This is a genomic window from Streptococcus australis, assembly GCF_015553625.1.
GTDB classification, from domain to species: Bacteria; Bacillota; Bacilli; order Lactobacillales; family Streptococcaceae; genus Streptococcus; species Streptococcus australis_B.
This window is the reverse complement of sequence record NZ_JADNGY010000007.1, coordinates 1-26,260: the sequence shown is the minus strand read 5'-3', so window position 1 is coordinate 26,260 and position 26,260 is coordinate 1. Positions and strand designations below refer to the sequence as shown.

The 26,260-nt window shown below is 42.9% G+C and carries 23 protein-coding genes and 18 tRNA genes; 1 reads left to right on the top strand and 40 read right to left on the bottom strand.

Going from position 1 to position 26,260, the window contains the following annotated elements; translation table 11 throughout:
• Positions 1–29: 29 nt before the first annotated feature.
• The 6 genes from I2D56_RS07070 to purD all read right to left on the bottom strand — a co-directional run bounded on the left by I2D56_RS07070 (position 30) and on the right by purD (position 5,125).
• Positions 30–179, bottom strand: a complete 150-nt coding sequence (locus tag I2D56_RS07070) for a hypothetical protein (RefSeq protein ID WP_173018625.1) — start codon at positions 177–179, stop codon at positions 30–32.
• Positions 172–1,215, bottom strand: coding sequence for a hypothetical protein (locus tag I2D56_RS07065; protein WP_129822786.1), 1,044 nt, complete (start codon positions 1,213–1,215; stop codon positions 172–174). The genes I2D56_RS07070 and I2D56_RS07065 overlap by 8 nt, the downstream gene beginning before the upstream one ends.
• Before the next feature lie 262 nt (positions 1,216–1,477).
• Positions 1,478–2,149, bottom strand: coding sequence for a DUF6037 family protein (locus I2D56_RS07060; RefSeq protein ID WP_229039035.1), 672 nt, complete (start codon positions 2,147–2,149; stop codon positions 1,478–1,480).
• Positions 2,112–3,194, bottom strand: a complete 1,083-nt coding sequence (gene purK, locus I2D56_RS07055) for a 5-(carboxyamino)imidazole ribonucleotide synthase (protein WP_129822787.1) — start codon at positions 3,192–3,194, stop codon at positions 2,112–2,114. The genes I2D56_RS07060 and purK overlap by 38 nt, the downstream gene beginning before the upstream one ends.
• Positions 3,181–3,669: a 5-(carboxyamino)imidazole ribonucleotide mutase gene (gene purE / locus I2D56_RS07050; RefSeq protein ID WP_000805610.1), complete on the bottom strand. Its 489-nt coding sequence runs from the start codon at positions 3,667–3,669 to the stop codon at positions 3,181–3,183. The genes purK and purE overlap by 14 nt, the downstream gene beginning before the upstream one ends.
• 190 nt (positions 3,670–3,859) lie before the next feature.
• Complete coding sequence (gene purD, locus I2D56_RS07045) at positions 3,860–5,125, bottom strand: phosphoribosylamine--glycine ligase (RefSeq protein ID WP_195348262.1); 1,266 nt, start codon at positions 5,123–5,125, stop codon at positions 3,860–3,862.
• 194 nt (positions 5,126–5,319) lie between these two features.
• Here purD and I2D56_RS07040 point away from each other — a divergent pair, with 194 nt between their 5' ends.
• Entirely contained in the window at positions 5,320–6,324 is a 1,005-nt protein-coding gene (locus I2D56_RS07040) for a GBS Bsp-like repeat-containing protein (protein WP_272066893.1), read from the top strand.
• A gap of 54 nt (positions 6,325–6,378) precedes the next feature.
• Here I2D56_RS07040 and purH read toward each other — a convergent pair whose 3' ends face one another.
• The 34 genes from purH to I2D56_RS06870 all read right to left on the bottom strand — a co-directional run bounded on the left by purH (position 6,379) and on the right by I2D56_RS06870 (position 26,054).
• Entirely contained in the window at positions 6,379–7,926 is a 1,548-nt protein-coding gene (gene purH / locus I2D56_RS07035) for a bifunctional phosphoribosylaminoimidazolecarboxamide formyltransferase/IMP cyclohydrolase (protein WP_195214408.1), read from the bottom strand.
• A gap of 1 nt (position 7,927) precedes the next feature.
• Positions 7,928–8,392, bottom strand: a complete 465-nt coding sequence (locus I2D56_RS07030) for a GNAT family N-acetyltransferase (protein ID WP_195214409.1) — start codon at positions 8,390–8,392, stop codon at positions 7,928–7,930.
• Between the two features lie 42 nt (positions 8,393–8,434).
• A complete protein-coding gene (locus I2D56_RS07025) occupies positions 8,435–8,809 on the bottom strand; it encodes a hypothetical protein (protein WP_195214410.1) in 375 nt (124 codons plus the stop codon).
• Positions 8,806–9,363 (bottom strand): phosphoribosylglycinamide formyltransferase, encoded by a 558-nt coding sequence (gene purN, locus I2D56_RS07020; RefSeq protein ID WP_195214411.1) that lies wholly within the window; start codon positions 9,361–9,363, stop codon positions 8,806–8,808. The genes I2D56_RS07025 and purN overlap by 4 nt, the downstream gene beginning before the upstream one ends.
• The gene (gene purM / locus I2D56_RS07015) at positions 9,363–10,385 is read right to left on the bottom strand and encodes a phosphoribosylformylglycinamidine cyclo-ligase (RefSeq protein WP_195214412.1); all 1,023 of its coding nucleotides are present in this window, start codon (positions 10,383–10,385) and stop codon (positions 9,363–9,365) included. Before purM ends, purN begins: the two co-directional genes overlap by 1 nt.
• Positions 10,386–10,449: 64 nt before the next feature.
• On the bottom strand, positions 10,450–11,889 hold the full coding sequence (purF, locus tag I2D56_RS07010; RefSeq protein WP_023024864.1) for an amidophosphoribosyltransferase: 1,440 nt from the start codon (positions 11,887–11,889) through the stop codon (positions 10,450–10,452).
• A 12-nt stretch (positions 11,890–11,901) separates the two neighbouring features.
• Positions 11,902–15,627, bottom strand: a complete 3,726-nt coding sequence (locus I2D56_RS07005) for a phosphoribosylformylglycinamidine synthase (RefSeq protein ID WP_195348261.1) — start codon at positions 15,625–15,627, stop codon at positions 11,902–11,904.
• Positions 15,628–15,695: 68 nt separating this feature from the next.
• Positions 15,696–16,403, bottom strand: a complete 708-nt coding sequence (gene purC, locus I2D56_RS07000) for a phosphoribosylaminoimidazolesuccinocarboxamide synthase (protein WP_195348260.1) — start codon at positions 16,401–16,403, stop codon at positions 15,696–15,698.
• 169 nt (positions 16,404–16,572) lie between these two features.
• Positions 16,573–16,818: an acyl carrier protein gene (locus I2D56_RS06995; protein WP_023027448.1), complete on the bottom strand. Its 246-nt coding sequence runs from the start codon at positions 16,816–16,818 to the stop codon at positions 16,573–16,575.
• Positions 16,815–17,819, bottom strand: a complete 1,005-nt coding sequence (gene plsX, locus I2D56_RS06990) for a phosphate acyltransferase PlsX (protein ID WP_048687892.1) — start codon at positions 17,817–17,819, stop codon at positions 16,815–16,817. The genes I2D56_RS06995 and plsX overlap by 4 nt, the downstream gene beginning before the upstream one ends.
• Complete coding sequence (gene recO / locus I2D56_RS06985; protein WP_195348259.1) at positions 17,816–18,595, bottom strand: DNA repair protein RecO; 780 nt, start codon at positions 18,593–18,595, stop codon at positions 17,816–17,818. The genes plsX and recO overlap by 4 nt, the downstream gene beginning before the upstream one ends.
• Positions 18,579–19,760: a pyridoxal phosphate-dependent aminotransferase gene (locus tag I2D56_RS06980; RefSeq protein WP_195348258.1), complete on the bottom strand. Its 1,182-nt coding sequence runs from the start codon at positions 19,758–19,760 to the stop codon at positions 18,579–18,581. The genes recO and I2D56_RS06980 overlap by 17 nt, the downstream gene beginning before the upstream one ends.
• A 167-nt stretch (positions 19,761–19,927) precedes the next feature.
• Positions 19,928–20,779: a class B sortase, LPKTxAVK-specific gene (gene srtB, locus I2D56_RS06975; protein ID WP_195348257.1), complete on the bottom strand. Its 852-nt coding sequence runs from the start codon at positions 20,777–20,779 to the stop codon at positions 19,928–19,930.
• 93 nt (positions 20,780–20,872) lie between these two features.
• Positions 20,873–21,517 carry an LPKTxAVK-anchored surface protein gene (locus I2D56_RS06970; RefSeq protein ID WP_195348256.1) on the bottom strand — a complete coding sequence of 215 codons (645 nt, stop codon included), beginning with the start codon at positions 21,515–21,517 and terminating at the stop codon, positions 20,873–20,875.
• A gap of 380 nt (positions 21,518–21,897) precedes the next feature.
• A complete protein-coding gene (locus I2D56_RS06965; protein WP_195348255.1) occupies positions 21,898–22,872 on the bottom strand; it encodes a ribose-phosphate diphosphokinase in 975 nt (324 codons plus the stop codon).
• A 160-nt stretch (positions 22,873–23,032) separates the two neighbouring features.
• On the bottom strand, positions 23,033–24,280 hold the full coding sequence (gene pcsB, locus I2D56_RS06960; protein WP_195348254.1) for a peptidoglycan hydrolase PcsB: 1,248 nt from the start codon (positions 24,278–24,280) through the stop codon (positions 23,033–23,035).
• 144 nt (positions 24,281–24,424) lie between these two features.
• Positions 24,425–24,512 (bottom strand) — tRNA-Ser (locus I2D56_RS06955).
• 3 nt (positions 24,513–24,515) lie between these two features.
• Positions 24,516–24,589: transfer RNA gene (locus tag I2D56_RS06950), tRNA-Ile, on the bottom strand.
• Positions 24,590–24,622: 33 nt separating this feature from the next.
• A tRNA-Gly gene (locus tag I2D56_RS06945) sits at positions 24,623–24,693 on the bottom strand.
• 17 nt (positions 24,694–24,710) lie between these two features.
• Positions 24,711–24,783, bottom strand: a tRNA-Phe gene (locus tag I2D56_RS06940).
• Positions 24,784–24,788: 5 nt separating this feature from the next.
• A tRNA-Met gene (locus tag I2D56_RS06935) sits at positions 24,789–24,862 on the bottom strand.
• Positions 24,863–24,871: 9 nt separating this feature from the next.
• Positions 24,872–24,961: transfer RNA gene (locus tag I2D56_RS06930), tRNA-Ser, on the bottom strand.
• Positions 24,962–24,970: 9 nt separating this feature from the next.
• Positions 24,971–25,044, bottom strand: a tRNA-Ile gene (locus tag I2D56_RS06925).
• A 16-nt stretch (positions 25,045–25,060) separates the two neighbouring features.
• A tRNA-Met gene (locus I2D56_RS06920) sits at positions 25,061–25,134 on the bottom strand.
• Positions 25,135–25,139: 5 nt separating this feature from the next.
• Positions 25,140–25,213: transfer RNA gene (locus tag I2D56_RS06915), tRNA-Pro, on the bottom strand.
• Between the two features lie 19 nt (positions 25,214–25,232).
• Positions 25,233–25,306, bottom strand: a tRNA-Arg gene (locus I2D56_RS06910).
• Positions 25,307–25,342: 36 nt separating this feature from the next.
• Positions 25,343–25,416, bottom strand: a tRNA-Arg gene (locus I2D56_RS06905).
• Positions 25,417–25,437: 21 nt separating this feature from the next.
• Positions 25,438–25,523 (bottom strand) — tRNA-Leu (locus tag I2D56_RS06900).
• Positions 25,524–25,530: 7 nt separating this feature from the next.
• Positions 25,531–25,602: transfer RNA gene (locus tag I2D56_RS06895), tRNA-Gly, on the bottom strand.
• Positions 25,603–25,625: 23 nt separating this feature from the next.
• Positions 25,626–25,698 (bottom strand) — tRNA-Thr (locus tag I2D56_RS06890).
• Positions 25,699–25,715: 17 nt separating this feature from the next.
• Positions 25,716–25,797: transfer RNA gene (locus I2D56_RS06885), tRNA-Leu, on the bottom strand.
• A gap of 5 nt (positions 25,798–25,802) precedes the next feature.
• A tRNA-Lys gene (locus tag I2D56_RS06880) sits at positions 25,803–25,875 on the bottom strand.
• A 31-nt stretch (positions 25,876–25,906) separates the two neighbouring features.
• Positions 25,907–25,979, bottom strand: a tRNA-Asp gene (locus tag I2D56_RS06875).
• Positions 25,980–25,981: 2 nt separating this feature from the next.
• Positions 25,982–26,054: transfer RNA gene (locus I2D56_RS06870), tRNA-Val, on the bottom strand.
• Between the last annotated feature and the right edge of the window lie 206 nt (positions 26,055–26,260).

The window sequence follows — 26,260 nt, the reverse complement described above, 5'->3', positions numbered from 1 at the left end:
TTGGTGAATACGTGAGCCCTTGTTCCTTTCTATTTTTCGTTTTTTCCTGAAAAATGATTGACTATTGCTGTTCCTCCAACAGAAAGTATTACTGTTGCAATCAATCCAATATTTTCCTTCACAATTTTAACAGGTTTATTTAATGTTTTACCGATTTGATGAATTTGTTTTTTATCCATGTTGTTCTCCGTTCAATAATTCTTCACCAGTAAGTTCAATACTAACTATATCTCTTTCCAGTAGTTCCATTGTTCCAATTTGAGCAATGAAGTCATTGGGTTCAATGCACCATTTTATTTGACATTGCTGTTCTTCATTGTCTAAATCTTGTAATTCTACTAGTTTTGATACATATTCACGGTTATCTTCAACCAAAGATTTTATAGGTGAATAAATTGTATCAAGCAATTTATCATTACCTGTCACCAAATAAGTTTTAGCAAGTAAATCACTAGCCTTTATGATATAAGAAAATTGATCATTTAATTCAAAGAAACTATGTGAAATGTCTTCGTTAAATTTATCATCAAATAAAGATTTTAAAAACAGCATAAATTTTGAATTTGGAATAGGAATTTGTTTGTTGATCTCTCTTTCAAATTCTTTAATAAGGGCTGCTCGCCCTTCATTCAACTGGTTTATTGAATTTAATAACAAAAATTGTTTGTGTGGATTATCATCAGACATTAGTAAAGCCTGATTTACCGTGCTTTCTGCACCTAAAATTTTTGCTCGTCTATCATCTTTCTGTCCCTGCTTAATTTCCAAACTGAGCTGTTTAACTTCAGAGAGAAGAATTTCTAAATCATTAATTTTCTGAGCATTTGCTAATTGATTCACATTATATATGATATTCTGTAAAACTTCAGGATTATCCATAACAATCTTTTCTAGTCTAGCTTTAGAAACAATATCGTTATTTGTTCCTTTAGTCACAAAATTGGGTAGCAGAGACTTCCTATCCGCTGTCTTCTGAAAATCAATTTCTCCATTTTGAAATTTTTTTAACTGATCCTGAGTGAATTTAACAACATACATTTCCTCAGGATTGATATTTTGTTTAATTTCTTTGTAAGAATTAACAATAGTCGAAAAATAATTACCAACTTGTTCAAAACTTTTTATTTTATTTTGAAATAGTTCAACATCAAGTGGGGTATTTCCCGCTTCTTTCGTTTTGGCTAGTTTATCATTTTTTATGACTAATTCGCCCATATATCCTCCTGTCAAAAATCAATTTCATCGCTAAACTCTATCATATACCATTTTATCACAACGATCATCTACTTATCGCCATATCCACTACCTCTTGGGCATAGATAGTTGTTGTCCCATAAAGAGGGAGAGCTGTGTCTGCTTGCTTTACTGATAAATTAAAAACTCTTTGATTGTATCATTGATGAGCTCATAATAGGAAGTCGTGTTTCCCCTACTCATGCCACCGATAAGATCGATTGTTTTTAGGTTTGTTCTCCGATTAAGATGTTTCTCCTTTAAAATATTGTTCATCCTCTGCAAAGTGTTTTAAAATGTCAGAATCGGTCCGCTCCTTATCTTTATCAAAAGAATAACAGAAGCTAATATGACGTTCATTTTGAAGTTTATCATATAATAACGGTCTAAGTAATTTTGTTTTATTTGAATTGAATATGCTTCGTTCACCATTGTTAGGATTTCTTCTTACATGAGTACAATATACTTTATTGGGATCTTCTGCATCACTTCTACTCAAAGAATGAACCATCGCATTTTTTTCGATTGTGCTAATATCATTTGGAGCAGGAACAACGGGAGGAACCGACCTTCCTATTTGCTCAGTAAGCTGGTGAAGCATACTTCCCAAATTACTAGCATACTCAATGCCAAAAAACTCCCTCAAATTTTTTGCATCTACAAACAACCGCTGGCTACTCGCTTCAACTTGCAATTCATGACCTAAATCATCACTTTTCATAAAATGTAATTTTACTAGTGAATATTCTTCTGTTCTTTGTTCTCTTCCAACAAATCTTTTTACTAAAACTATATATTCTACATTCTTATATGTAAAGATAAAACTACAAATAGTCCAACTTTTTCTTTCATATCTGACTTTAATAACTTCAAATTCTCTAGCATAAACAAAACTCCTCAACCTTATCCGGTTCATTACTAAACAAAGTCACATGTCCCATTTTGCGGTTGTGCTTTGCTTCTAGTTTACCATATAAGTGGAGGTGAGCGCTTGGATTTTCTGTCACATATGTTTCAGCAGTCTCGACATGTTGGCCGAGAACGTTGAGCATGACAGCTGGAGCATGGAGGTGTATTGCTGGTAATGGTGCTCCAAGAACACCTAAGATATGCGTGTCAAATTGTGAAAAGTCGCAGGCTTCGATTGAGTAGTGCCCAGAGTTATGCGGACGTGGGGCAATCTCATTGACAATGATGTCATCAGCTGTCGCAAACATTTCCACGCAAAGAGTTCCAGACAAGTTCAGTTGCTCAGCAATTCGTACTGACATAGTTTTGGCTTTCTCAGCTAGACTCTCAGAAATGCGAGCTGGCACAATGGTCTTAGAAAGGATGTTGTTGCGGTGGATATTTTCCTGCACTGGGAAAACTGTCACGTCCTTGCCATTTCCTGATACAATAACAGAAATCTCCAAGTCAAAATTAACAAATTCTTCCAAGACGCAGTCTGCTGAATCCGCTAGTGCATAGGCTTCTTCTAAATCTTCGGCTGAACGAATAACCTTCTGACCATGCCCATCGTAACCACCTGTCGCCGTCTTGAGGACATAGTTTTTTGATAGGTCTATATCTATCAAGTCTTGGCTAGAAGTCACGACCTTGTAAGGTGCCACGGTGACTTGAGCCTTGTTTGATAAAAAGTCCTTTTCAAAGATACGGTTTTGTGAAATGCGGAGTAGGTCTGTCCCTTGAGGGAGCTGACCATCCTTAATGACAGCATCCAAACCGTCTGCATCGACATTTTCAAACTCATAGGTCAGGACATCGCAACGCTCAGCTAACTGACGGAGGGCATCCACATCGTTATAAGGAGCCACGATAATTTCCGCTACACGAGAGGCTGGGCAATCCGCCGCAGGATCCAGCGCGATAACCTTGTGTCCCATGTAGATAGCAGAAATGGCCATCATCTGACCCAGCTGACCGCCACCGATAATTCCGATTGTTTTAGATGAGCTCATTTGTAGACTCCTCTGCGATTTTTCCTTGTTCTTCTGCGAAATCTGCCAAAGCTGTCGCAATAGCCTGGTCCTCTACTGATAGGAGACGGAGGGCAAAGAGGGCTGCGTTGGTCGCACCAGCTTCACCGATAGCCATGGTTGCGACTGGTACACCACCTGGCATCTGTACAATCGAGTAAAGCGAGTCCACACCACTAAGGGCACGAGACTTGACGGGCACGCCGATGACTGGAAGGGTTGTTTTAGCAGCTACCATTCCTGGCAAATGGGCTGCGCCACCCGCACCCGCGATGATGACTTTGATGCCACGGCTACGTGCTTCCTCCGCATGTCTAAACATGAGGTCTGGTGTACGGTGAGCGGAAACAACTTTCTTTTCGTAGACTACACCGAAGCGGTCTAGGACTTCTGCTGTTTTTTGCATGGTTGCCCAGTCGGATTTTGAGCCCATGATGATGGAAATTACTGGTTTCATTTCTTCTCCTTTTTGATAATCGTCTATTGTAGTGCGGACGTAAGCGACCGCCCAGGGCGTTCCATTACTAAAACTGGAGCCTAGGTCTCCAGTTTTCCGCTCCTAGTAGCAAAGCTACTAGAGTTCCACTACTGCGACGATTATCCTATACTAGCTCGCTTTCGCTCGCCATTGACAAATATTATATCTGTTAATCTTTTATGGCTTTGCTACCGATATCTGTACGGTAAAATAGGCCTTCTGTGTTTTGTTTGTCGAGTTGGCTGTAGATGGTATTTTGGCCGTCTTTGACTGTATCAGCTGTGGTGACCAGCATGTAGACACGTCCGCCATTTGAGAGGAGGTCTTGCCCATTATCAGAGAATTTAGCACCTGCATAGTAAGTGATGATGTCGCCCTCTGTCTTGGCTGGAAGCTTGACACCTTTTTTATAAGCAAGTGGGTAACCGTCTGAGGCTACAACCACGCCAAGTGTCACACCCTTGTCGGTCCAAGTAATTGCTGGCTCTTTGCCATCCAAAATATCCGTGATATTTTGCGCCAAGTCAGATGTCAAACGAGGCAAGATGATTTGCGTTTCAGGATCTCCAAAGCGAGCGTTGAACTCGATGACTTTTGGTCCTTCAGCTGTCAAGATAAGACCAGCGTAAAGGACACCCAGATAGGGACGACCTTCTTTGATCATACCTTCGAGGACTGGCTTGACAATGGTGTCAACCGCTGTGTCAACCACGCTCTGTGGCAAATGAGGAACTGGCGCATAAGCCCCCATCCCACCAGTGTTAGGACCCTTGTCACCATCAAAAGCACGTTTGTGGTCCTGAGCTGTTGGCATAATGTAGAATTTGTCACCATTGACAAAGGCAAAGAGGGAGAACTCTTCTCCGTCAAGGAATTCCTCAATGACCACACGCGCACCTGAGTCACCAAATTTATTGTCCAAAAGCATCTCGTGAGCAGCCTCGACTGCTTGCTCAACTGTCTCCGCAACGACGACACCCTTCCCAAGCGCCAAACCGTCTGCCTTGACGACGATTGGAGCGCCTTTTTCTTCGATGTAGGCTTTAGCTTCCTCGAAATCCGAAAAGGTCCCATAGGCCGCTGTTGGAACATCATATTTGACCATGATTTCCTTAGCAAAATCCTTAGACCACTCTAGCTCTGCAGCTAATCTTGTCGGACCAAAAGCCTTGAGACCAGCTGCATTGAAATCATCCACGATGCCAGCCGCAAGGGCATCATCTGGACCGACAAAGGCCCAAGCAATATCGTTGACTTTGGCGAAGTCAATCAGCTTAGAATGTTCGGAAATTCCGATATTGATCAAATCTAGACCATCTAATCGCATCCCGTCATTACCAGGAGCCACAAAAACCTGCTCAACGTCTTTAGACCCCAACAACTTCTTGGCAATCGCATGCTCACGACCACCAGATCCAACAACCAAAAGTTTCATCTTGAACCTCTTTTGCGAATTATTTTATTAAATTATATCATAATCGTTCGTTTTATTCTAATATTTCAAGGAATGTCCGATAATTTTCGTTAGAAAACAAACTTTTTTCATTATTTTTTAAATTTCTACTCCTTTTTACGAATATTATAATTGAGACCTCTACTATTTTTTAAAAAAGGAGTTTTATGCAGAGAATGAAGAAACTACTCTTGGCAGCTTGCCTTTTCTGGGCAGGGGCTTCACAAGTTGCAAGAGCAGAACAAAACGTCAATTACATCTACAAGGAAAAGGGACAATTAGTTGTCCACCTCGGGACCATTCCAGATCGCTTCCAAAGCGTTAGCGTCCCCATTTGGTCCGAGCAAAACGGCCAAGACGATCTCATTTGGTATCCTGTTCAACGAGGAGAAAATGGCTTTGATTTGCAAGTACCTCTGACCAATCATTTGGATCAAGCAGGACTTTACCATATCCATGTCTACGGCATCAATTCTTACGGAAACCTTGAAGGACTGTTTCCACTACAGACAATCGTTGAGAAAAAAGACCTCGCATCTTCCCAACCCAAGATCACAGTCCGACCTAGCACTGCACAGCTATTTGAGATCCAACTCCAGCTCTTTGAAGATGTGGAGGAAGTCCTCTTTCCCATCTGGTCTGAACAAGATGGCCAAGACGACTTGATCTGGTATCCCGCAAAAAGAACGGCACCTGGCCGCTATCAATTGTCCTTCAATGCTGAAAAACATAAAGGGAAAGGAACCTTTCATCTCCATGTCTACCAGAAAGACAAGGGACACTTAAAAGGCCTGCTCGCCACAACATTTCAGGTAGAACAGGCTAAAGTTGCTCCACTGGTCACCCAGCCGGATAATTACTATCCCGTTGGCGAATGTACCTGGGCAGCAAAAGAGCTGGCTCCTTGGTCACAAAACTGGTGGGGAAACGGTGGCATGTGGGCTGCTAGTGCTCGCGCCGCAGGCTTCCGGACAGGAACTACCCCTGAGGTTGGCGCTATCGCCTGCTGGGATAATGGAGGCTATGGTCACGTTGCAGTCGTGACAGAGGTTGAACATGAACAAAAGATTCAAGTGAAGGAAGCTAATTACAATGGAAATCGGACCATCAATAATTTCCGTGGCTGGTTTGACCCAACGAATGTTGTCTGGGGAAGGGTCAGCTATATCTATCCAAATTAAAGGTTTCTTAACCAGTAGAACAGGCACTCATCGATCGATGAGTGCCTGTTTTGATTAATGACGGAAGTGACGAACGCCTGTAAAGATCATGGTTAAACCATATTTATCAGCTGCTTCGATAGACTCTTGGTCACGGACGGAACCACCCGGTTGGATGATGGCCTTGATACCAGCTTTGGCGATTTCTTCCACGTTATCTGCAAATGGGAAGAAGGCATCAGAAGCAAGAACAGCACCGTCAAGACGGTCTTTGGCTTGGTCAATGGCGATGCGGACGGAAGCCACACGGTTAGTTTGACCGGGACCAACACCAAGTGTCATGTGGTCGTTGGTGATGATGATACCGTTTGATTTGACGTACTTGATGGCTTTCCATGCAAACTCAAGAGCAGTCGCTTCTGTCTCCGTTGGTTGGCGTTTGGTCACCACTTGCCAGTCAGCTGGACTTTCTTTCACCACGTCTTGGTTTTGCACCAGAAGTCCACCGACAACACCTGTGTACTCTGCTTCCACTTCACTAGCATCTTGAGCGTCAAATGGCAAGGCAAGAATCCGCAGGTTTTTCTTTTTATTGGTCAAGATTTCAAGTGCTTCGTCTGTGTAGCTTGGTGCGATGATGATTTCAAGGAAAACACCATGCATCTTCTCAGCTGTTGCAGCATCTACCTCACGGTTGAGAACGACAATCCCACCAAAGATAGAAACTGGGTCAGACTCATAAGCGTAGTTCCAAGCTGTCTCGATATCATCAGCCTGACCGATACCGCACGGGTTCATGTGTTTCAGAGCCACAACGGTTGGACGGTCTTTGAAATCACGGATGATACGAATTGCCGCGTCAGCGTCACGGATATTGTTGAAGGACAATTCTTTCCCGTTGAGCTGTTTAGCCGATGCAATCGAGTAATCCGTCGGCAAAGCTTTTTGGTAGAAATCAGCGTCTTGTTGAGGGTTTTCGCCGTAACGCATTGGTTGTTTAAGGTCATAGGTCAGAGTGAGTTTTTCAGGTTTTTCTTCACCCACTTGAGCTGTGAAGTATTCCGCAATCAAGGCATCATAGGCTGCTGTGTGACGGAAAACTTTTGCTGCCAAACGTTGGCGAGTTTCATAAGTGGTTTCGCCCTTGGCTGCCAATTCGTCCAAAACCACAGCATAGTCAGCAGGATCTACCACAACTGTCACGCTAGCGTGGTTCTTCGCTGCGGAACGAAGCATAGATGGCCCACCGATATCGATGTTTTCAACGGCGTCAGCATACGTTACGTCTGGTTTAAGGATGGTTTCCTTGAATGGATAAAGGTTTACCACCACAAGGTCGATGAGCTCAATCTGATTGTCCTTAGCAGCCTCTAGGTGACTTTCGAAGTCACGACGAGCGAGAAGACCCCCGTGGATATTGGGGTGGAGGGTCTTGACACGACCGTCCATCATTTCTGGGAAACCAGTCACATCATCGATGGCAATGGTCTCTACCCCAGCATTATCAAGGGCAACCTTGGTACCACCTGTTGAGATGATATCCCAGCCGAGTTTTTTGAGTTCTTGGGCAAATTCAACAATGCCCGCTTTATCTGAGACACTAATTAGTGCGCGTTTAGTCATTCTATTCCTCTTTCTTTAGGTCAAGGCGCATAGCAACTTCGTTATTTTCTTCTATAAATCCAGTTTCCTGAAAACCCAAACTAGTCAGCAGGTACTTCATTTTTTCATTTCCAACTACATAATCTGCGATAATATGATTGCAAGCTCTATCCATCTGAGCCTCTTTGATCAGAACTTCCAAAGCTTTTCGTCCATAACCTCTTCCTTGGTACTGCTGGCCAATCATTATCCGCCAGATAAAGTATTCCGCTTCATCCTTGTCTATTTCTAGCAGGAGAAAGCCAACCACTTGCTCATTCCAATAGATTGCCATTGGAAACACATCCCCATTCTCTCGGTAGAGCCATGCGTCAGCTAAAGAACGCACATTTGGAGCTACGAAACGTGCTCGTTCATCAGCTTCAGATATTTTCAAATCCAGCACTGCCTGAAAACTGCTCTCATCTACTAATTTCAGATTAATCATTTTTCTCCTTTTGAATAAATAGGGTTTTGAGGTGATTAAAGATTAATCTAACTCATATAAAAGGTAGTTATCAAAATTTATGATTCCTTTGAGGTAATCTCGGTCTGCTTTAGACAACTCAAATTCTGGAAAAGTCGCAATTAAACTGGACAAATAAAAATAATTAGGGTGCCTACGATAAGAAAAACCTGCTTGACCGAATCTCCCTTGACAGAAATCATAGGCAAGTTTTAATTCTTGACTTGTGACACCATCTAAAATTTTATCTAACTCTGAAAGCTGACTTTTATCAGTATTTTCTATCATAGCTTTCACTGTATTTACTAAAACAAAAAGAAAATCATTAGTATTATCCAGTAGGATTGGTCTGTTAGATAACTTATTCTTTAACTCCATATAGTATTTGTCAATATTCATTTCTTCCCCTCCACTCCCAAACTTTCCAACACTTCCGGATACAACCTGTACTCTGTTTCGTGGATGCGGGTTTCGAAAGAGTCAAGGGTATCGCCTGCTAGGCGTGGTACACGAACTTGTTTGATGACCTTACCGGTATCCACACCCGAGTCCACCCAGTGAATGGTCACACCAGACTGGTCGACACCAGCATTCCAAGCATCCTCAATGCCATGAGCTCCTGGAAATTCTGGAAGGTAAGCCGGGTGAATGTTGATGATACGGCCTTCATAAGCAGTTAGCAAGGTTGGACCGACGATTTTCATATAACCTGCTAAACAGACTAGGTCAATCTGGTGCTCATCCAAAAGCTCGACGATGGCTCCTTCATAGTCTGCCTTGTTCTCAAACTCCTTGAGTTCGAAGGCATAGGATAAAACTCCAAGCTTTTCTGCACGCTCCAGTACGTAGGCATCCCGGTGGTCTGAAAAGACAAACTCTACTGGAAATTGTTCAGCAATCACCTGGAAGTTTGAGCCGTTCCCTGAAGCAAAAACAGCAATTTTTTTAGCCATTATTTAATCACCACACTAGCATCTGTCTTCTTCACAATCCGACCGATTTCATACACTGGTTCGTCAAGAAGTTCCTTGACACGTTTCACATGTTCTGGCTTGACCGCTAGCATGAGACCAATCCCCATGTTGAAGATTTCAAACATTTCTTCATGTTTGATCTCACCATATTTTTCAAGGGCTTTGAAAATTGGAAGGACTGGAACCTTGCTTTCATCAATTTCAGCAGCCAAGTCATCCGCAAACATACGTGGGACATTTTCGATGAAACCACCACCTGTGATGTGGGCAATTCCATTGACCAATTCTTCTTTGATGAGTGGCAGAACAGCTTTGACGTAGATACGAGTTGGCTCCAAAAGAACCTCTTTCAGTTTTTTACCTTCCAATTCTGGGAGGACTTCTTCACCTGTGTAATCCGCAAAGACGCGACGCACGAGTGAGTAACCATTTGAGTGGATACCACTTGAAGCGAGACCAAGAATCACATCACCTGCTGCTACTTTTGAACCATCGATGATTTGAGATTTTTCTGCAACACCGACTGCGAAACCAGCCAAGTCATAGTCATCCTCACCGTACATACCAGGCATTTCAGCCGTTTCTCCACCAATGAGGGCTGCTCCTGCCTGCACACAACCTTCAGCCACACCTGCAACGACCTGTTCCAATTTAGCTGGTTCATTCTTCCCAGTTGCAACATAGTCAAGGAAGTAAAGAGGTTCCGCACCTGCAGCGATAATATCGTTAACACACATAGCCACACAGTCTTGACCAATGGTATCGTGCTTGTCGTACTTGATAGCCAGCATGAGTTTGGTACCGACACCGTCCGTCCCTGAAATCAAGACAGGCTCTTTGACACCCGTTTTTGAAAGGTCAAACATGCCACCGAAGCCACCTAGAGCTCCCATGACACCCGCACGTTCCGTACGTGCCACGTGTTTTTTGATCCGTTCAACAACTTCATAACCCGCTTCAACATCCACACCCGATTGAGCATATGCATTCTTATTTGTCATTTGTTTATTCCTTTTTCCGTTCCTAGATTCTACTGTGAATGGACAGATTCACTTGCAAAAATTCCTAATAAAAGGATGTCTGCTCATTCAAGCTTTCCAAATAGCGTTCTTCGTAGTCATACAAAGGCGTTGGGTATTTTCCATCAAAGTAGGCTACACATAGGCCACCGTTTGGTGCATCGGTATCAATGCCAATAGAATCAATCAAGCCATCAATGGACAAGTAGGTCAAGCTATCTGCGCCGATAATCTCACAAGTTTCCTCTACTGTATGATTGGCTGCAATCAGCTCTTCACGGCTCTGAATATCAATTCCGTAGAAACATGGATAAGCCAAAGCTGGACTGGCAATTGCCACATGGACTTCTGTAGCCCCTGCTTCTTTCAACAATTTCACAATCCGACGAGAAGTGGTTCCACGTACGATAGAGTCATCAATCATGACAACCCGTTTGCCTTTTACGACACCAGATACGGCAGAGAGCTTCATCCGCACCCCTTGTTCCCGTAATTCCTGAGTCGGTTGGATAAAGGTCCGTTGGACATACTGATTCTTGATCAAGCCCATTTCATTTGGCAAACCAGATTCTTCCGCAAAGCCCATAGCAGCACTGAGAGAAGAGTTGGGAACCCCCACTACAATATCTGCTTGGTTCTTAAATTCTCGTGCCAACTGTGCTCCCATCCGCTTGCGAGCTGTATGGACGTTGACCCCTTGAATATTGGAATCAGGACGGGCAAAATAGATATACTCCATGGAACAAATCGCCAGTTGGGTATCATCCGTATAGCGATCATAGGTAATGCCATTTTCATCAAAGATAACGAGCTCGCCAGGATGCACATCTCGAATCCATTCTGCTCCAATAACCTCAAAAGCACAGGTTTCAGAAGAAACAACCAAGGCTCCATTAGACATTTTTCCGATGGATAGAGGACGGAAGCCATTGGGGTCCAGAGCTGCGATTAGCTTATCTTCAAACAGCATCAGATAAGCAAAACCACCTTTGACCGTATTGAGTGCTTCTTTGATTTTTCCCATAAAGGAAGGGTTGTGGCTCCGACGAATCAAATGAGCCAAAATTTCTGAGTCAGAGGTTGAGCTAAAGATGGCTCCATTTTTTTCTAATTCAGATTTGAGCGATTGGGCATTGGTCAAATTCCCATTATGGGCCAGACCAAACTGGGTATCTTGAAAGCGGAAGAGGAAAGGTTGGATGTTATCCACCGAAGCTTCCCCTGCTGTCGCATAGCGAACATGCCCAATAGCAGAACTTCCTGTCAATTTTTCCAGATTTAAAGGATTTCGAAAGACTTCTGAAAGTAGACCGGTATCCCGATGGCGTCTCAAGGTTCCTTGATCATTGGCCAGGATTCCTGCCCCTTCTTGTCCCCGGTGTTGGAGACTGTGAAGGCCAAAATAGGTGAGTTTCGCAGCGTCTGGATGTCCCCAAATCCCAAAGACTCCACACTCTTCATTAAGAGATTTTACTTCGTATGTCATGTTGTATACCTTTTATTTTCCAGTAAAATATTGAACCGCTGATGCAAAGAGATGCTGGTCTTTATTTCCTGGAATATTTTGGAAGAGACCGTCTTCGAAACGTTCTGAGTGTCCCATCTTCCCAATGATTTGACCGTTCTTGCTAGTGATCCCTTCAATCGCATGGACAGAACCATTTGGATTGTATTTAGAATCCATGCTTGGTTTCCCATCGAAGTCGACGTATTGGCTAAAGATTTGACCATTGTCACGAAGCTCTGCAAACTCATCAGCTGTCACGACAAATTTCCCTTCACCGTGTGATACTGGGATGGCATGGATGTCACCAACTTCCACTCCAGCAAGCCATGGTGAGTTCGTATTGGCAATCCGTGTTTCCACCATCTTGGCCACGTGTTGGTTGGCATCGTTGTAGAAAAGGGTTGGACTGGTACTGCTTGCATCTTCAAAGTTACCGTATGGAAGGAGACCTGATTTAACAAGGGCTTGGAATCCATTACAGATACCGATGATCAAACCACCACCTTCGATAAAGTGATCAATGGCTGCACGTACTTTTTCATTGAGCAAGATATTCACGATAAATTTAGCTGATCCATCTGGTTCATCTGCTGCTGAGAAGCCACCTGCAAAGAAGATAATGTTGGCTTTTTCGATGTTGTCAACCATGGTGTCAACCGACTTGACAATCGCTTCTTCATTTAATGTGACAAATGGCACTAAGTTGACTGTTGCACCTTCTTTTTCAAAGGCCTTAGCGGAGTCATACTCAGAGTTGGTTCCTGGGAATACTGGGATGTAAACCACTGGTTTTTCCACTGCTTCTTTAGCTTTAATCACATCATCTGATGCTACAGCAGGTACTTCTTCCAGTTCAGTAGCCTGTTCAAATTCTGTTGGATAAACTTCTTCCAACTTACCTTGGAAGGTACTGTCAAGCTTGTGTCCATCGAGCGTTACACCGTTGACAAGTAGTGTAAAGTCTGGAACTGTTTGTCCGATCTTGGCCACACCTGCAATCTCTTCAGGTGAAGTGAAGATGAATCCACCCAATTGAGCTGTCAAGCTAGTGTCAAGATCAGCTAATTGAACAGTCGCGCCGATATGGTTCCCAAAGCTTGCAAGGGCAAGAGCTTCAAGGACACCACCATATTTGACAGCTGATGCGGCTGTCACTTTGTGAGCCTTTTGAATGGCTTCAAATTGAGCAAAGTTCGACTTGATGAGATCAAAGTCAATCTCTTGGGTTAAAGCTTGACCTGGGATGTAGTAGATATGTTCACCAGCAGCCTTAAATTCTGGAGAAAGAACCTTACGGCTGTCTGCTGTTGTCACCCCAAAAGCAACCAAGGTTGATGGTACTGTCAATTCTTCAAAAGTACCAGACATCGAGTCCTTCCCACCAATAGATGGCAAACCAAGTTGAATCTGAGCTTCAATAGATCCAAGAAGAGCAGCTACTGGTTGACCAAAACGCTCTTCTTGTTTATCCATCCGCTCGAAGTACTCTTGATAAGAGAAACGGGCCTTAGACCAGTTTGCACCAGCAGCAACCAAGCGAGCGGTTGCTTCGATGACCGCATAAGCAGCTCCATGATATGGAGACCATTCAGCTACATAAGGGTTGAAGCCTTGCGCCATGACAGACGCAGTTGTTGTCACACCATGTTGGACTGGCAATTTCTGTACAGAAGCTTCCGTTGGTGTGAGTTGGTAGCGACCACCAAGTGGGTGATTGACTGTTGAACGACCAACCGAGCTATCAAAGATAGTTTGTAAACCTTTTTGACTTGCGTGGTTCAGGTCAGCCAAGACTTCAAGCGTATCCGCTTCAAGGGTTTTAGCAGATGTTTGGCGTTCTTCTGGAAGCTTGACATCCTTGTCAACCACCTTGGCATCGACAACTACCCGTACTCCGTTTGTATCAAGGAAACGACGTTCCAAATCAACGATGGTTTGGCCATTCCAGTGCATGACAAGATTTGGTTTCTCCGTCACGGTTGCCACGACAACCGCGTCAATATTTTCTTTATTACATGCCACAACGAAGGCCTCTACGTCTTCTGGACGAACCACCACGGCCATCCGTTCTTGTGATTCGGAGATAGCAATTTCTGTACCATTCAAGCCTTGGTATTTCAATGGCACTTTGTCTAGATCAATTTCAAGACCATCTGCCAATTCACCAATAGCCACACAAACTCCACCAGCTCCAAAATCATTGGATTTCTTGATCAGACGGGTCACATCCCCATTACGGAAAAGACGTTGAATCTTACGTTCTTCGATGGCATTCCCTTTTTGAACCTCAGCACCAGCTGTTTCAACCGATTCAACCGTTTGAACTTTAGAAGAACCTGTCGCACCACCGACACCATCACGTCCAGTCTTACCACCGAGCAAGATAATGACATCACCAGCTTCAGGCTTTTCACGAACAACATTTTCCTTAGGAGCTACACCGACAACGGCACCTAGCTCCATACGCTTAGCAACGAAACCTGGGTGGAAGTATTCACGAACATAAGTTGTTGCAAGACCAATTTGGTTCCCGTATGAAGAATAACCATGAGCTGCTGTTTTAGAAATCACTTGTTGTGGCAATTTCCCAGCACGCGTTTCGGAAATCGGCGCTGTAATATCACCAGCACCTGAGATACGCATAGCTTGGTAAACGTAGGAACGACCTGACAAGGGGTCACGAATAGCACCACCGATACAAGTAGCTGCTCCACCAAATGGTTCGATTTCCGTTGGGTGGTTGTGGGTTTCGTTCTTGAACATGAGAAGCCATGGTTCTTTGACACCATTGATATCTACTTCAATTTCAACAGAGCAGGCATTGATTTCATCAGACACTTCCATGTCATCCAAACGACCATTGGCACGCTCATAGCGACCAAAAATAGTCGCCATATCCATCAAGGTTTGAGGTTTTTCTGTACGTCCCAACTCATCACGCATGGCGATATATTTGTCATAAGTCGCTTGTAATTGTTTTTGGAATTTAGAAGCTGAGAAGTCGATTTTTTTCAACTCAGTCTCGAAAGTTGTGTGGCGGCAGTGGTCAGACCAGTAAGTATCCAAAACCTTAAGCTCCGTCTCCGTTGGAACCCGTCCAATTGACTTGAAATAGTCTTGGATGAAGAGCAGGTCGTCCACTTCCATGGCCAATCCTTGCTCTGCCTTATATTGAGCAAATTCTTCTGCCGTATAAGTTTCAAAGAAATCCAAGTTTGGAATGGTCTTATCAGACTCAGAGAAATCCTGTTTAGCAATGCCAAGAGTGATATCTTTGAAACGAGAGTCCACTGGGTTCAAGAGATAGTTTTTAACAGCTTCCAATTCATTCGCATCAATATCCTTATTGACCAAGTACAATTGAGCAGTATTGACCGTTACATCACTTGAGCTACCAAGCAAGAGCAAAGCTTCTTGTGAAGATGCTGCACGTTGGTCAAATTGACCAGGCAAGCTTTCGATAGCAAAGAAAGCATAGTTAGCAAGATCTGCCTTGATCGTAGCTTCATCCAAAACAGTATCGGTCACTTGCTCAGAGAAGATATGTTTTTCAGCACGCGCAAACAAGTCCTCTGCTAAATTAAAGACATCGTAAACCTGCACAATCCGAAGATCCTTCAAAGTTTTCAACTGAAGATTATGCTGTAATTCTTTTACTAAAGAATGAGATTTCACGCGAAAATCAGCTTTTTTCTCAACGAAAATACGTTTATCCATTTTAGTTCCTTTATTTATTTCTATTCAAACATGCTCTTGAAAGACGAAGTTTTTCCCTTTCAAACAGGTTACTTCAAGCCCTGCAACTTCTCCAACACAACCTTATAAACATCTGTCAGACTTCCTAAGTCTCTACGGAAAACATCCTTGTCCATATGGTGCCCTTCCGCATCCCAAAGACGACAATTATCTGGTGAAAATTCATCGGCCAAGATAATCTTACCATCCTTATCAAAACCAAATTCCAATTTGAAGTCAATCAAACGCAGACCAATTTGTGTAAACCAATCTTTCAACAATTCATTGATACGACGTGTTTCTTCCTTGATATAGGCAATTTGTTCATCATTGGCAATATCCAAGAACTTCACATGCTCATCATTGATGAATGGATCGTCCAACTCATCGTTTTTATAGTAAAATTCAACGATTGGAGTTTCCAAATCCAAACCTTCTTCCACGCCGAAACGTTTGGAGAAAGAACCTGCAGTCACGTTACGAAGAACCACCTCCAAAGGAATAATTTTAACCTTCTTATTCAATTGTTCGGTATCAGAAATACGCTCGATAAAGTGTGTCGCCACACCCGCAGCATTCAATTTTTCAAAAATAAGAGACGAAATCTGATTATTCAGCACACCTTTCCCCTCAATGGTCTCTTTGCGAGCTCCATTCAGCATGGTGGCCTGGTCCTTGTAAACGGACTTAATCACATGTTCGTCTTCTGTACTATAAATATCTTTTGCTTTCCCCGTATAAATTAATTGATCGGACATCTTCTTGTTCGCCTTTCATCTTTTATCCCTTTCAGTGTATCACAGAGATGTTGTTTTTTCAAGTTAAATCCGTATCTTGTTCGCTTGTAACACAAAAATAATAAGAGATTGAATCAAAAAGATTCAACCTCTTATTTTTAGATGCTTATTCGTTCGTAAAAACCGAACTTTATTTGCTTGTTTTCTTCAAAACGTAGTCTACCATATCTCCAACGGTTGCCATGGCATCAATGTCTTTATCTGGGATATCAATTTGGTAGGCTTCTTCCAAATAAATAATGTATTCCATGAGATCAACGGAATCTACTTCCAAGTCCTTTCGTAAGTCCAAATCCAAAGTAACCTCATAGTCAGATCCTTTATGATCTTGAATCAACCCTTCAACTAGTTTAAAAATTTCTTGATGACGACTCATTTCTCTTCCTCCAATTCTGATAATTCAACCACAGATTTACGAATAACATCTGTTTCCAACATGGTCCGGATCTGGCGAATCGTGCTATAGACTGCCTTGGCATCACTAGAACCATGGGTTTTCACGACAGGGGCTTGCAAGCCAAACAAGACCGCACCTCCAACATCTGAATAATCCAAGGTCTTTTTCAAACCTCGTAGATCATTCTTCAAGAGGAAGGCTCCAATCTTGGCTTTCAACCCGCCACCACTAAGGACCGTTTTCAACTGTTTAAAGAGACCCAGAGCAGTTCCTTCCATGGTCTTAAGGACAGCGTTTCCTGTAAATCCATCTGTCACAATGACGTCAGCAACTCCATCCATCAAGTCACGCGCTTCTACATTTCCTACAAAATTAAGAGAAGGATCTGCTGCTAATAATTGATAGGTCTCCTTGCGTAGGGGATCCCCCTTGCTTTCCTCTGTTCCGTTATTTAAGAGACCGATACGAGGTCGCTTAATGCCACGGACATTCTCTGCATAATAGGCTCCCATAATCGCATATTGGTGCAAGTGTGTTGGCGTATTTTCAGCATTTGCCCCCAGATCCAACATATCATAGCCCTTCCCATCAAGGGTAGGAAGAGTCGACATCAAACCTGGACGATCGATGACCTTGATCCGACCGACGATGAAGTAACCAGAGGCAAGAAGAGCTCCTGTATTTCCTGCAGAAAGCATCGCATCCGCTTCCCCATTCTTAACTGCATGCGCTGCTAAGACCATGCTGGCTTGCTTTTTCCGACGAATCGCACGAGTCGGCTCATCATCTGAGTTGATTTTTTCATCTGTATGGACGATAGATACCCGCTCAGTTGCTGTCAGGTATTGCTTAATTTTAGCCTCATCCCCATACAAAATGACTTCAATATCCTTAAATTCTTGTATGGCTTGATTGACCCCCTCTACTAGGGCCTGTGGAGCATGATCTCCACCCATTGCATCAACTGCAATTTTTTTCATTTCTTACCTCCTGACTGATCTTTTAAGATCTCTCCCCAGCTTCCCAGGGAATCAATAAATTTCTTAGCTTTTAAATGAATTCCTACATATTCATCATAGAGTTGGTCTAGGCACTTTCTCAACTCTTTCTTCATCGCATCATGGATGGAAATCGTCTCTAACTCACCAAATTTCACAGCTTGAAAACGATCCAGCAAATAGAGGGCATTTGGATCCCAGTGGGCTCGTCTTTCGTCACGATCATAATGATCTGGGCAAAGGACACCACCCAAGCGGAATGAAAAATCAAAAGGCAACCCCACTCGATGACAGACACAACACTCATGGACGTTTAAGGCAACACCAAATCGGGATAAAATCTGCATTTCAAAAATATTGGTCAAGATTTCATAATCCAAGCCCCGATCCATCAATTGCAAGGTCTGCTCTAAAAAAGCAAATAAAGCTGGATCAGGTTGACGATCCTGTATACTAGCATCTGCCAAGGCCAGTATATAGGTTGCGTAGGAAAGACGAAAAAGGTCTTGGTTAATCCCTTGGAAACTTTGAACCTCATGAATATCTTCGATATAGCTGAGTCCGTCATCATTGATTTTCAGATACATATCCGCTAAAGTCAAGGGTTGGATCATAGAATTCAACCGAGAACGATTGGCATGTTTCACGAAAAACATGAGCTTGCCAGCTTGCTCTGTAAAGATTTTAACCAGCTTATCATCCTCTCGGTAATCCCGATGGTAGAGGACGATGCCACGACTCTCAATGCTCTCCAGCATGTTCTTTCATAAACTCCTTCAACCGACTCATCGCTTCCTGGATTACTTCCATACTTGCTGCATAAGACAAGCGCACATATCCTTCGCCGTATGGGCCAAAAGCCATTCCTGGGATAAAGGCAACAGCCTTTTCTTGGGCTAGGAGCTTCAAAAAATCGAAGGAGTCTTGGTTATATCCTTGTGGGATCTTAGCAAAAATATAGAAGGCACCATCCGGGCGGATAATATCAAAGCCCATGGCAGACATTTCTTTGATGATATAATCTCGACGCTCTATGTATTCCCGTTTCATCGGCTCTGCATCGTCTTTACCAATCGTTAAGGCTTCAATGGCTGCATACTGGTTCATGGTCCCCGCTGCAGTCACCAAGTACTGATGACTCTTGATTAATTGAGCCGTCAACGGAGCCGGAGCAAAGATAAAACCGAGTCTCCAGCCTGTCATAGCATGAGACTTTGATAAACCATTGATAATAATGGCTTGGTCCCGTAGATAGGATCCCAAGGAAACGTGAGGCTGACCTGTATAGGTTAGCTCTGAATAAACTTCGTCACAAATGGCAAAGACTTCATATTTCTTCAAGACCCTAGCCAACTCCTGCATCTGCTCCTTAGAGTAGGTGACACCTGTCGGATTAGCTGGGTAGTTGAGAATAACCGCCTTGACGCGATCCCCTTGCTCTTCTAAAGCCTTTTCTAAAACCTCTGGGCTGAGGACAAAGCGATTATCAGTCGTATCGATTTCGACGACACTAGCCCCCATCAATTTAATAATAGGTTCGTAACCAGGATAAGCAGGTGCTGGTAATAATACCACATCTCCAGGTTCCAATATAGCCGTCAAGGTCGCAGAAAGGGCCTCTGTTGCCCCAATGGTAACCAAAATTTCATCCTCTGGTCGATATTGTAGGTTATATTTTTCAGCTACAAACTGACTAGCAGCTTCTCGTAGAGCTAGTAAGCCACTCATCCCCGTATAATGACTCTGGTTGGCATCAATAGCTGCTTTTGCCGCTTCCTTTACATGATCTGGTGTCGTAAAATCTGGCTCACCCAAGGTCAATCGTAAGATACCTGGAATAGAAGAAATGGCTTGGTCAAACTGACGAATCAAAGAAATCTCGATTCGATTCAAATTTTGATTAAACCGTTTTATTAAATCCATAGCCACCTCCAAAAAAGTTCTATCACCATTATACTATAAATAGAAAGTCATCGCAAAAAAGGGGCTAGTCCCAACTAAAATGATACAAAAATAGCCTTTCTCATCAAAAAAAGGACCTAGCAGATGCTAAATCCTCTCATTGAATAAATTTTACCAAATCTTTTCTATTATTGACCACGTGTTGCCACATAATTTAACTGGTCACCATGTTTCGCCAAGAAATCCTTCATTTCAGAATCCGGAATTTGACGAAGGTAGAGATTGGAACGAATAGTATCATCTTCTTCACGACAAGTAGACAAGACTAGGTACTTATCAGAAGCATTGATTTTAATATTTGGATTTTTTGTCCGCGCCGCCTCATAGATGTTTTTCAACTGGGTAGTGAAATCTTCATCATCCGTGAAACTTGTACGATAGAAAGCAGTGGTTTCAGGAACAATGACCAAGCCCATTGCTTCATAATAATACTTGCGTTCAGGCGTTTCGATAACTACGTAAGGGTGCTGGTTAAAGTACTCTTGGTTATCATAGAAATTAACATCGTTAAACATCCGATGGTCTTCCACCTGACTACCACGAGCATGACCGAATAACCAGGTCAAACGATCACTAAAGTCCTTTTTGTTATCAGTATCCATGAAGACCGTTCCCAATAAAGGTTGGTTTCCACCCTCAAAAGTTTTATCCAAATACGTAGCATTGTCCCCTGTTTGAACAACAGGCTCATCTAACTCAGTTCCTGGAGCATAAACATAGGCAATCGCTTCTGGATTGACAGAAGTTAATTGAGCAAAGCGGTTGGCTAAATACTCTTTTTCTTCTTGACTTGGCTCATATTTAGTTTCTTGCTTAGTTGAACTTGTTCCACTTGCTTTTTTAGGCGTGTTAGATGATTTGCTTCCTCCAAATGGATTAAAGAGGACAAAACCACCTACAAGGGCTACAAGAGCAAGCAAAGCAAGAATAAGCGAAATGCCCTTTCTTTTAGAACTAGAATGTTTATCTGTACGATTCATAAAAATAAGATCCCCTATACAAAATTTAATCTAAAAAATAACACCGAGCCCGAAGGCTCAGTGATATTTTGTTTAAGAGCTAATTAATAATAATTATTTAACTGCGCTTGTTTTTGGAAGAGCTTTACCAGCTTCAGCTGAACCAGCTGAACCAGCTTTACCAGCTTTAGCTTCAGTAGCTTTAGCTTCTTCTTTAGAAGCAGGAGCTTTTGCATCAGCTTTACCTGCAGGACGCAATGAACCACTTACTGCAGTTGCGTAGAATCCGCTAGGAGTATCAGCACCAGCTTCAACCTTAACATCTACGAACCATTTAGTTCCATCATGTGGGTTTGTAACTTCAACAGTTTGAACACCAGCTTTAGTCTTCAATGTAACGTGTTGGCTACCGTTCCAAAGGTCAAGACCTTGAGTGAACCATTCAGCACCTGGGATAGCAGTCAACTCTTTAGAAGTGTCTGCATTTTTTTCGCCATCATATTCTACAGATGAAACGTCACCTTTTTTCTCGATAACTTCACCTTTACCAACTTTAGGGTCAACTTGAGTAGCACCTGGATGTTTTTCTGTCGCAGCTGATGCTGGTGCAGATGGAGCTACTTGACCTGTAGATGGAAGGTCAGAAATTTTCAAAGTTGAAGGTGTAGTATCTTTTTCAACTTTATCTGCTGCAAATGCAGGAGCTGCTGCTGCAAATACTGAAAGTGCAACTACTGATGATAATAAAACTTTTTTCATTGTTTTATCTCCTTTTTTCATTTTAAAAAATAGTTCGTTACTTCGTAACTATTATTAGTTTACTACGATATATTTTATTTGTCAACAATTTTTTTGCTAAAATTTAAATTTTTTTAAGACTTTTTTAGAAAAGCAAACTATTTGATTTCTATAATGGAAATCTTGATTTTCTAGGATATCTTTCTTACTCTATTTGACTACACCGCTTTTTGGCAAGGTCTTTTTGGGTAGACAAGGATCCATTCTATCCTCATTTTTTTGTGCTTCTTTCAGCAACTCCTCCCTCTGATTTTTTATCTTACTTTCTTTTTTTAACCAGTTGAAAAACATATCTTTCCTTTCTTAAAAAAGAGGCTCTCTACAACCTCTTTTTTACATTTTTAAGATTTTTTCGCATTTCCAATTTCAAATAGTGGAGACAGAGGACGTTTTTCATGGATGCGGATAATCGCTTCTGCCAATAGTTTTGCGATGGAGATTTGTTCAATTTTATCGATTAAGCGCTCTTCAGGTAGGTAAATGGTATCCAACACCACCAACTTCTTAATTGCTGATTTCTGAATATTGTCCATTGCTGGACCAGATAATACAGGGTGCGTACAACTTGCATAGACTTCTACAGCTCCTGCTTCAGCAAGTGCATCTGCAGCGTGGCAAATGGTTCCCGCAGTATCAATCATATCATCGATCAGGATACAAGTTTTCCCTTCGACATTCCCAATGATGTTCATGACTTCACTGGTGTTCATTTTATCGACACTCCGACGTTTATCAATAATAGCAATCGGTGTTTTCAAAAATTCAGCTAGCTTACGAGCACGAGTCACACCACCGTGGTCCGGACTGACTACCACATAGTCAGAGCCAACCATGCCACAACGTTCAAAGTAGTCTGCAATCAATGGAGCCCCCATTAAATGATCCACTGGAATATCAAAGAACCCTTGAATCTGAGCTGCATGCAAATCAATAGTTAAGAGACGATCTACACCAGCAATCTCTAGCATATTGGCAACCAATTTGGATGTAATTGGCTCACGAGCACGAGCTTTACGGTCTTGACGAGCATAACCATAATAGGGCATCACTACATTAATGGTTTGAGCACTGGCACGTTTTAAAGCATCTACCATGATCAAAATTTCCATTAAATTATCATTTACAGGAGAGCTCGTAGATTGAAGAATATACACTTCTTTACCACGAATAGACTCCTCAATATTGACCTGGATTTCTCCATCTGAAAATTGACGTACGGTCGACTTACCAAGTGGCAATCCCATCTCCTTAGAAACACGTTCAGCCAAATCTTGGTTAGAAGATAAAGCAAACAGCATTAAATCCGAAAACGACATGATTTCCTCCACATAAATTTAACCACAATGTACAAATTGTACAAATCTTCTCTTTACCCATTGTAACGCTTTTTACATGATTTTTCAATCCATAATCCATCAAAAATTAAAATAGTAACTATAGTAAAAAACACCCACTTTTAGTGGGTGTTTTGAATTCTTAGTTTGGATAGATATAAGTAAGTGATCCTTGTGCATTCACTGGGTTAAACCATCCACGGTAGTTCCCAATGCTACGGATACCTAAGTAGTTAGATTCAGATACTTGGATACTTGTAGTAGATTGAACAGCTGTAACAACCGCTACGTGTCCATATCCACCGTCATTCCAACATGCAATAGCTCCAACCTGTGGTTGACTACCAGTACGGAATCCAGCAGCTGCGGCACTTGCAGCCCACTGTGCTCCATTACCCCAGTAATCACCAGCCCAAGGTGCCAATACTTTCGCACCCCAAGTACATTCACCTACTGGGTATGAACTTGCAGATGTGCTGTACGATGGACGACTAGTTGCAGCAGGTGTAGCAACAGTTTGAGTTTGAACTGCTGGTGCTGCAGCAGGAGTTGCAACAGTTGCTTGAGGTTGTGCTGCTTCAGCTGCTGGTGTTTGAGTTGCAGCTTGCACTTGTGCTTGCAAGTTCGTATTAGCAGATGCTTCTACAGCCTTACGTTGCTCTTCTTGTTGTGCACGGTAAGCTGCTTCAGCTGCTGCTGCTTCAGCTGCCGCTTTCTCAGCTGCTGCTTTCTCAGCAAGCAAAGCATTCTTTTCATTTTCTGCAGTTGATTTTTCAGCTGCCAAATTCAATTGTGCAACCTTCAACTCAGCTTCTTTAGTTGTCAATGCTTGCGAATCTTCATCTAATTTTTGTTGGTTGGCAATAACAGTGTTGATTGCTTCATTGTTTTCTTTTTGCTTAGCATCAATTGCTTCTTTATCGCGTTTTTGCTCTTCAAGCATTTTGTTGTTAGCACTAGCAATTTCATTCATTGCAGAAACACGTGAAATAGCTTCAGTCAAAGAACCAGAACTTACAATAGCGTTAATGTAACTTGTAGCAGTTCCTGTTGTTTGAGCACTACGTGCTTGGTTCGCCAATGATTCTTGACGAGCAACAATGTTTTTAGAGAGTTCTTCAATCTCAGCAGAGAGACGAGCAGACTCTTCATTCAAACGTTCATTCTCAGCTTTTAGAGTTTCTTGTTGTTTTTTGATTTCAGAAACTTGAGATTGAATTTGATCAACTTCTGCTTGAGCACTTTGTTCTTTTGAACTCAAATCAGCAATCTTACTATCTTGAGCTGCGATTTTATCATCAGTAGAATCAGCTCCTACAGAAATAACTGTACCTACTTGTGATAAAGCAACTGTACTAAGTAAAATAGTCGTTAATAATTTTTTCTTCATAAAATAAAAGACTCCTTCATATAAGACACTAACTAGTATAACAGAAAATGAAAGATTTTATGTTACGCCTTTGTTACATTTTTATTTCTATTGATGTATTAAAATAACAAAAAAAGTTAGCTAGAAAGCTAACTTAATTTTATACGGAGAATGGGGGATTCGAACCCCCGCGCCGGTTACCCGACCTAACGATTTAGCAAACCGTCCTCTTCAGCCTCTTGAGTAATTCTCCTAATGGGCACGAGTGGACTCGAACCACCGACCTCACGCTTATCAGGCGTGCGCTCTAACCACCTGAGCTACGCGCCCAAGTAAAAAACTTGGTATTGAACGAATGTTCAAAGCGGGTGACGAGAATCGAACTCGCGACAACAGCTTGGAAGGCTGTAGTTTTACCACTAAACTACACCCGCTTAGTATTAAAAGAAAATGGCGCGAGACGGAATCGAACCGCCGACACATGGAGCTTCAATCCATTGCTCTACCAACTGAGCTACCGAGCCAAATATTGCGGGAGCAGGATTTGAACCTACGACCTTCGGGTTATGAGCCCGACGAGCTACCGAGCTGCTCCATCCCGCGTTAATATTAAGGAGGATGTGGGATTCGAACCCACGCACGCTTTTACACGCCTGACGGTTTTCAAGACCGTTCCCTTCAGCCGGACTTGGGTAATCCTCCAGCTAATTATGGACCTTGTAGGACTTGAACCTACGACCACTCGGTTATGAGCCGAGAGCTCTAACCAGCTGAGCTAAAGGTCCGACAAGATCAATAGTATAGCGGCGAAGGGGATCGAACCCCCGACCTCCCGGGTATGAACCGGACGCTCTAGCCAGCTGAGCTACACCGCCATAAATCGGGAAGACAGGATTCGAACCTGCGACACCTTGGTCCCAAACCAAGTACTCTACCAAGCTGAGCTACTTCCCGAACTAAAGCTTACGCTTTATGCACCCTAGAGGAGTCGAACCTCTAACCGCCTGATTCGTAGTCAGGTACTCTATCCAGTTGAGCTAAGGGTGCTCGTTATTATTCTATTCTTACATAGTCTTGCGACCATGCACCCTAGAGGAGTCGAACCTCTAACCGCCTGATTCGTAGTCAGGTACTCTATCCAGTTGAGCTAAGGGTGCTTCTTCTCCAACCTAAGTCTATGCCGAGGACCGGAATCGAACCGGTACGATCGTTACCAATCGCAGGATTTTAAGTCCTGTGCGTCTGCCAGTTCCGCCACCCCGGCCTCCTCAAGCGAACGACGGGATTCGAACCCGCGACCCCCACCTTGGCAAGGTGGTGTTCTACCACTGAACTACGTTCGCATCTGTTTCTTTATATAAAAAAATGCCGGCTACATGACTTGAACACGCGACCCTCTGATTACAAATCAGATGCTCTACCAACTGAGCTAAGCCGGCTCATTATTATTCCTTTATGCGGGTTAAGGGACTTGAACCCCCACGCCGTAAAGCGCCAGATCCTAAATCTGGTGCGTCTGCCAATTCCGCCAAACCCGCTATAATGACCCGTACTGGGCTCGAACCAGTGACCCATTGATTAAAAGTCAATTGCTCTACCAACTGAGCTAACGAGTCGTATCATTATCTTCTAGAAACTATGTTCCTACGGTCCCGACGGGAATCGAACCCGCGATCTTCGCCGTGACAGGGCGACGTGATAACCGCTACACTACGGGACCTATGGGAGTTAACGGGATCGAACCGCTGACCCTCTGCTTGTAAGGCAGATGCTCTCCCAGCTGAGCTAAACTCCCAAATGGTGGTCTAGCTCACTGGTTCCCTGTCGTGCACTGACTTGCGTCAGTTTCGACAAAGTCGAACTTTCGTTCTCCTTAGCTGAGCTAAACTCCCAAATGAGCCTAGATCTCTCTAGACTCAATCTTGCTAAGCGACTACCATATCTCACAGGGGGCAACCCCCAACTACTTCCGGCGTTCTAGGGCTTAACTTCTGTGTTCGG

Excerpts from the sequence above, each read along its gene's own strand:
- I2D56_RS07070 (WP_173018625.1), bottom strand. The coding sequence starts at position 179 with ATGGATAAAAAACAAATTCATCAAATCGGTAAAACATTAAATAAACCT.
- I2D56_RS07065 (WP_129822786.1), bottom strand. The coding sequence starts at position 1,215 with ATGGGCGAATTAGTCATAAAAAATGATAAACTAGCCAAAACGAAAGAA.
- I2D56_RS07060 (WP_229039035.1), bottom strand. The coding sequence starts at position 2,149 with ATGAACCGGATAAGGTTGAGGAGTTTTGTTTATGCTAGAGAATTTGAA.
- purK (WP_129822787.1), bottom strand. The coding sequence starts at position 3,194 with ATGAGCTCATCTAAAACAATCGGAATTATCGGTGGCGGTCAGCTGGGT.
- purE (WP_000805610.1), bottom strand. The coding sequence starts at position 3,669 with ATGAAACCAGTAATTTCCATCATCATGGGCTCAAAATCCGACTGGGCA.
- purD (WP_195348262.1), bottom strand. The coding sequence starts at position 5,125 with ATGAAACTTTTGGTTGTTGGATCTGGTGGTCGTGAGCATGCGATTGCC.
- I2D56_RS07040 (WP_272066893.1), top strand. The coding sequence starts at position 5,320 with ATGAAGAAACTACTCTTGGCAGCTTGCCTTTTCTGGGCAGGGGCTTCA.
- purH (WP_195214408.1), bottom strand. The coding sequence starts at position 7,926 with ATGACTAAACGCGCACTAATTAGTGTCTCAGATAAAGCGGGCATTGTT.
- I2D56_RS07030 (WP_195214409.1), bottom strand. The coding sequence starts at position 8,392 with ATGATTAATCTGAAATTAGTAGATGAGAGCAGTTTTCAGGCAGTGCTG.
- I2D56_RS07025 (WP_195214410.1), bottom strand. The coding sequence starts at position 8,809 with ATGAATATTGACAAATACTATATGGAGTTAAAGAATAAGTTATCTAAC.
- purN (WP_195214411.1), bottom strand. The coding sequence starts at position 9,363 with ATGGCTAAAAAAATTGCTGTTTTTGCTTCAGGGAACGGCTCAAACTTC.
- purM (WP_195214412.1), bottom strand. The coding sequence starts at position 10,385 with ATGACAAATAAGAATGCATATGCTCAATCGGGTGTGGATGTTGAAGCG.
- purF (WP_023024864.1), bottom strand. The coding sequence starts at position 11,889 with ATGACATACGAAGTAAAATCTCTTAATGAAGAGTGTGGAGTCTTTGGG.
- I2D56_RS07005 (WP_195348261.1), bottom strand. The coding sequence starts at position 15,627 with ATGGATAAACGTATTTTCGTTGAGAAAAAAGCTGATTTTCGCGTGAAA.
- purC (WP_195348260.1), bottom strand. The coding sequence starts at position 16,403 with ATGTCCGATCAATTAATTTATACGGGGAAAGCAAAAGATATTTATAGT.
- I2D56_RS06995 (WP_023027448.1), bottom strand. The coding sequence starts at position 16,818 with ATGAGTCGTCATCAAGAAATTTTTAAACTAGTTGAAGGGTTGATTCAA.
- plsX (WP_048687892.1), bottom strand. The coding sequence starts at position 17,819 with ATGAAAAAAATTGCAGTTGATGCAATGGGTGGAGATCATGCTCCACAG.
- recO (WP_195348259.1), bottom strand. The coding sequence starts at position 18,595 with ATGCTGGAGAGCATTGAGAGTCGTGGCATCGTCCTCTACCATCGGGAT.
- I2D56_RS06980 (WP_195348258.1), bottom strand. The coding sequence starts at position 19,760 with ATGGATTTAATAAAACGGTTTAATCAAAATTTGAATCGAATCGAGATT.
- srtB (WP_195348257.1), bottom strand. The coding sequence starts at position 20,779 with ATGAATCGTACAGATAAACATTCTAGTTCTAAAAGAAAGGGCATTTCG.
- I2D56_RS06970 (WP_195348256.1), bottom strand. The coding sequence starts at position 21,517 with ATGAAAAAAGTTTTATTATCATCAGTAGTTGCACTTTCAGTATTTGCA.
- I2D56_RS06965 (WP_195348255.1), bottom strand. The coding sequence starts at position 22,872 with ATGTCGTTTTCGGATTTAATGCTGTTTGCTTTATCTTCTAACCAAGAT.
- pcsB (WP_195348254.1), bottom strand. The coding sequence starts at position 24,280 with ATGAAGAAAAAATTATTAACGACTATTTTACTTAGTACAGTTGCTTTA.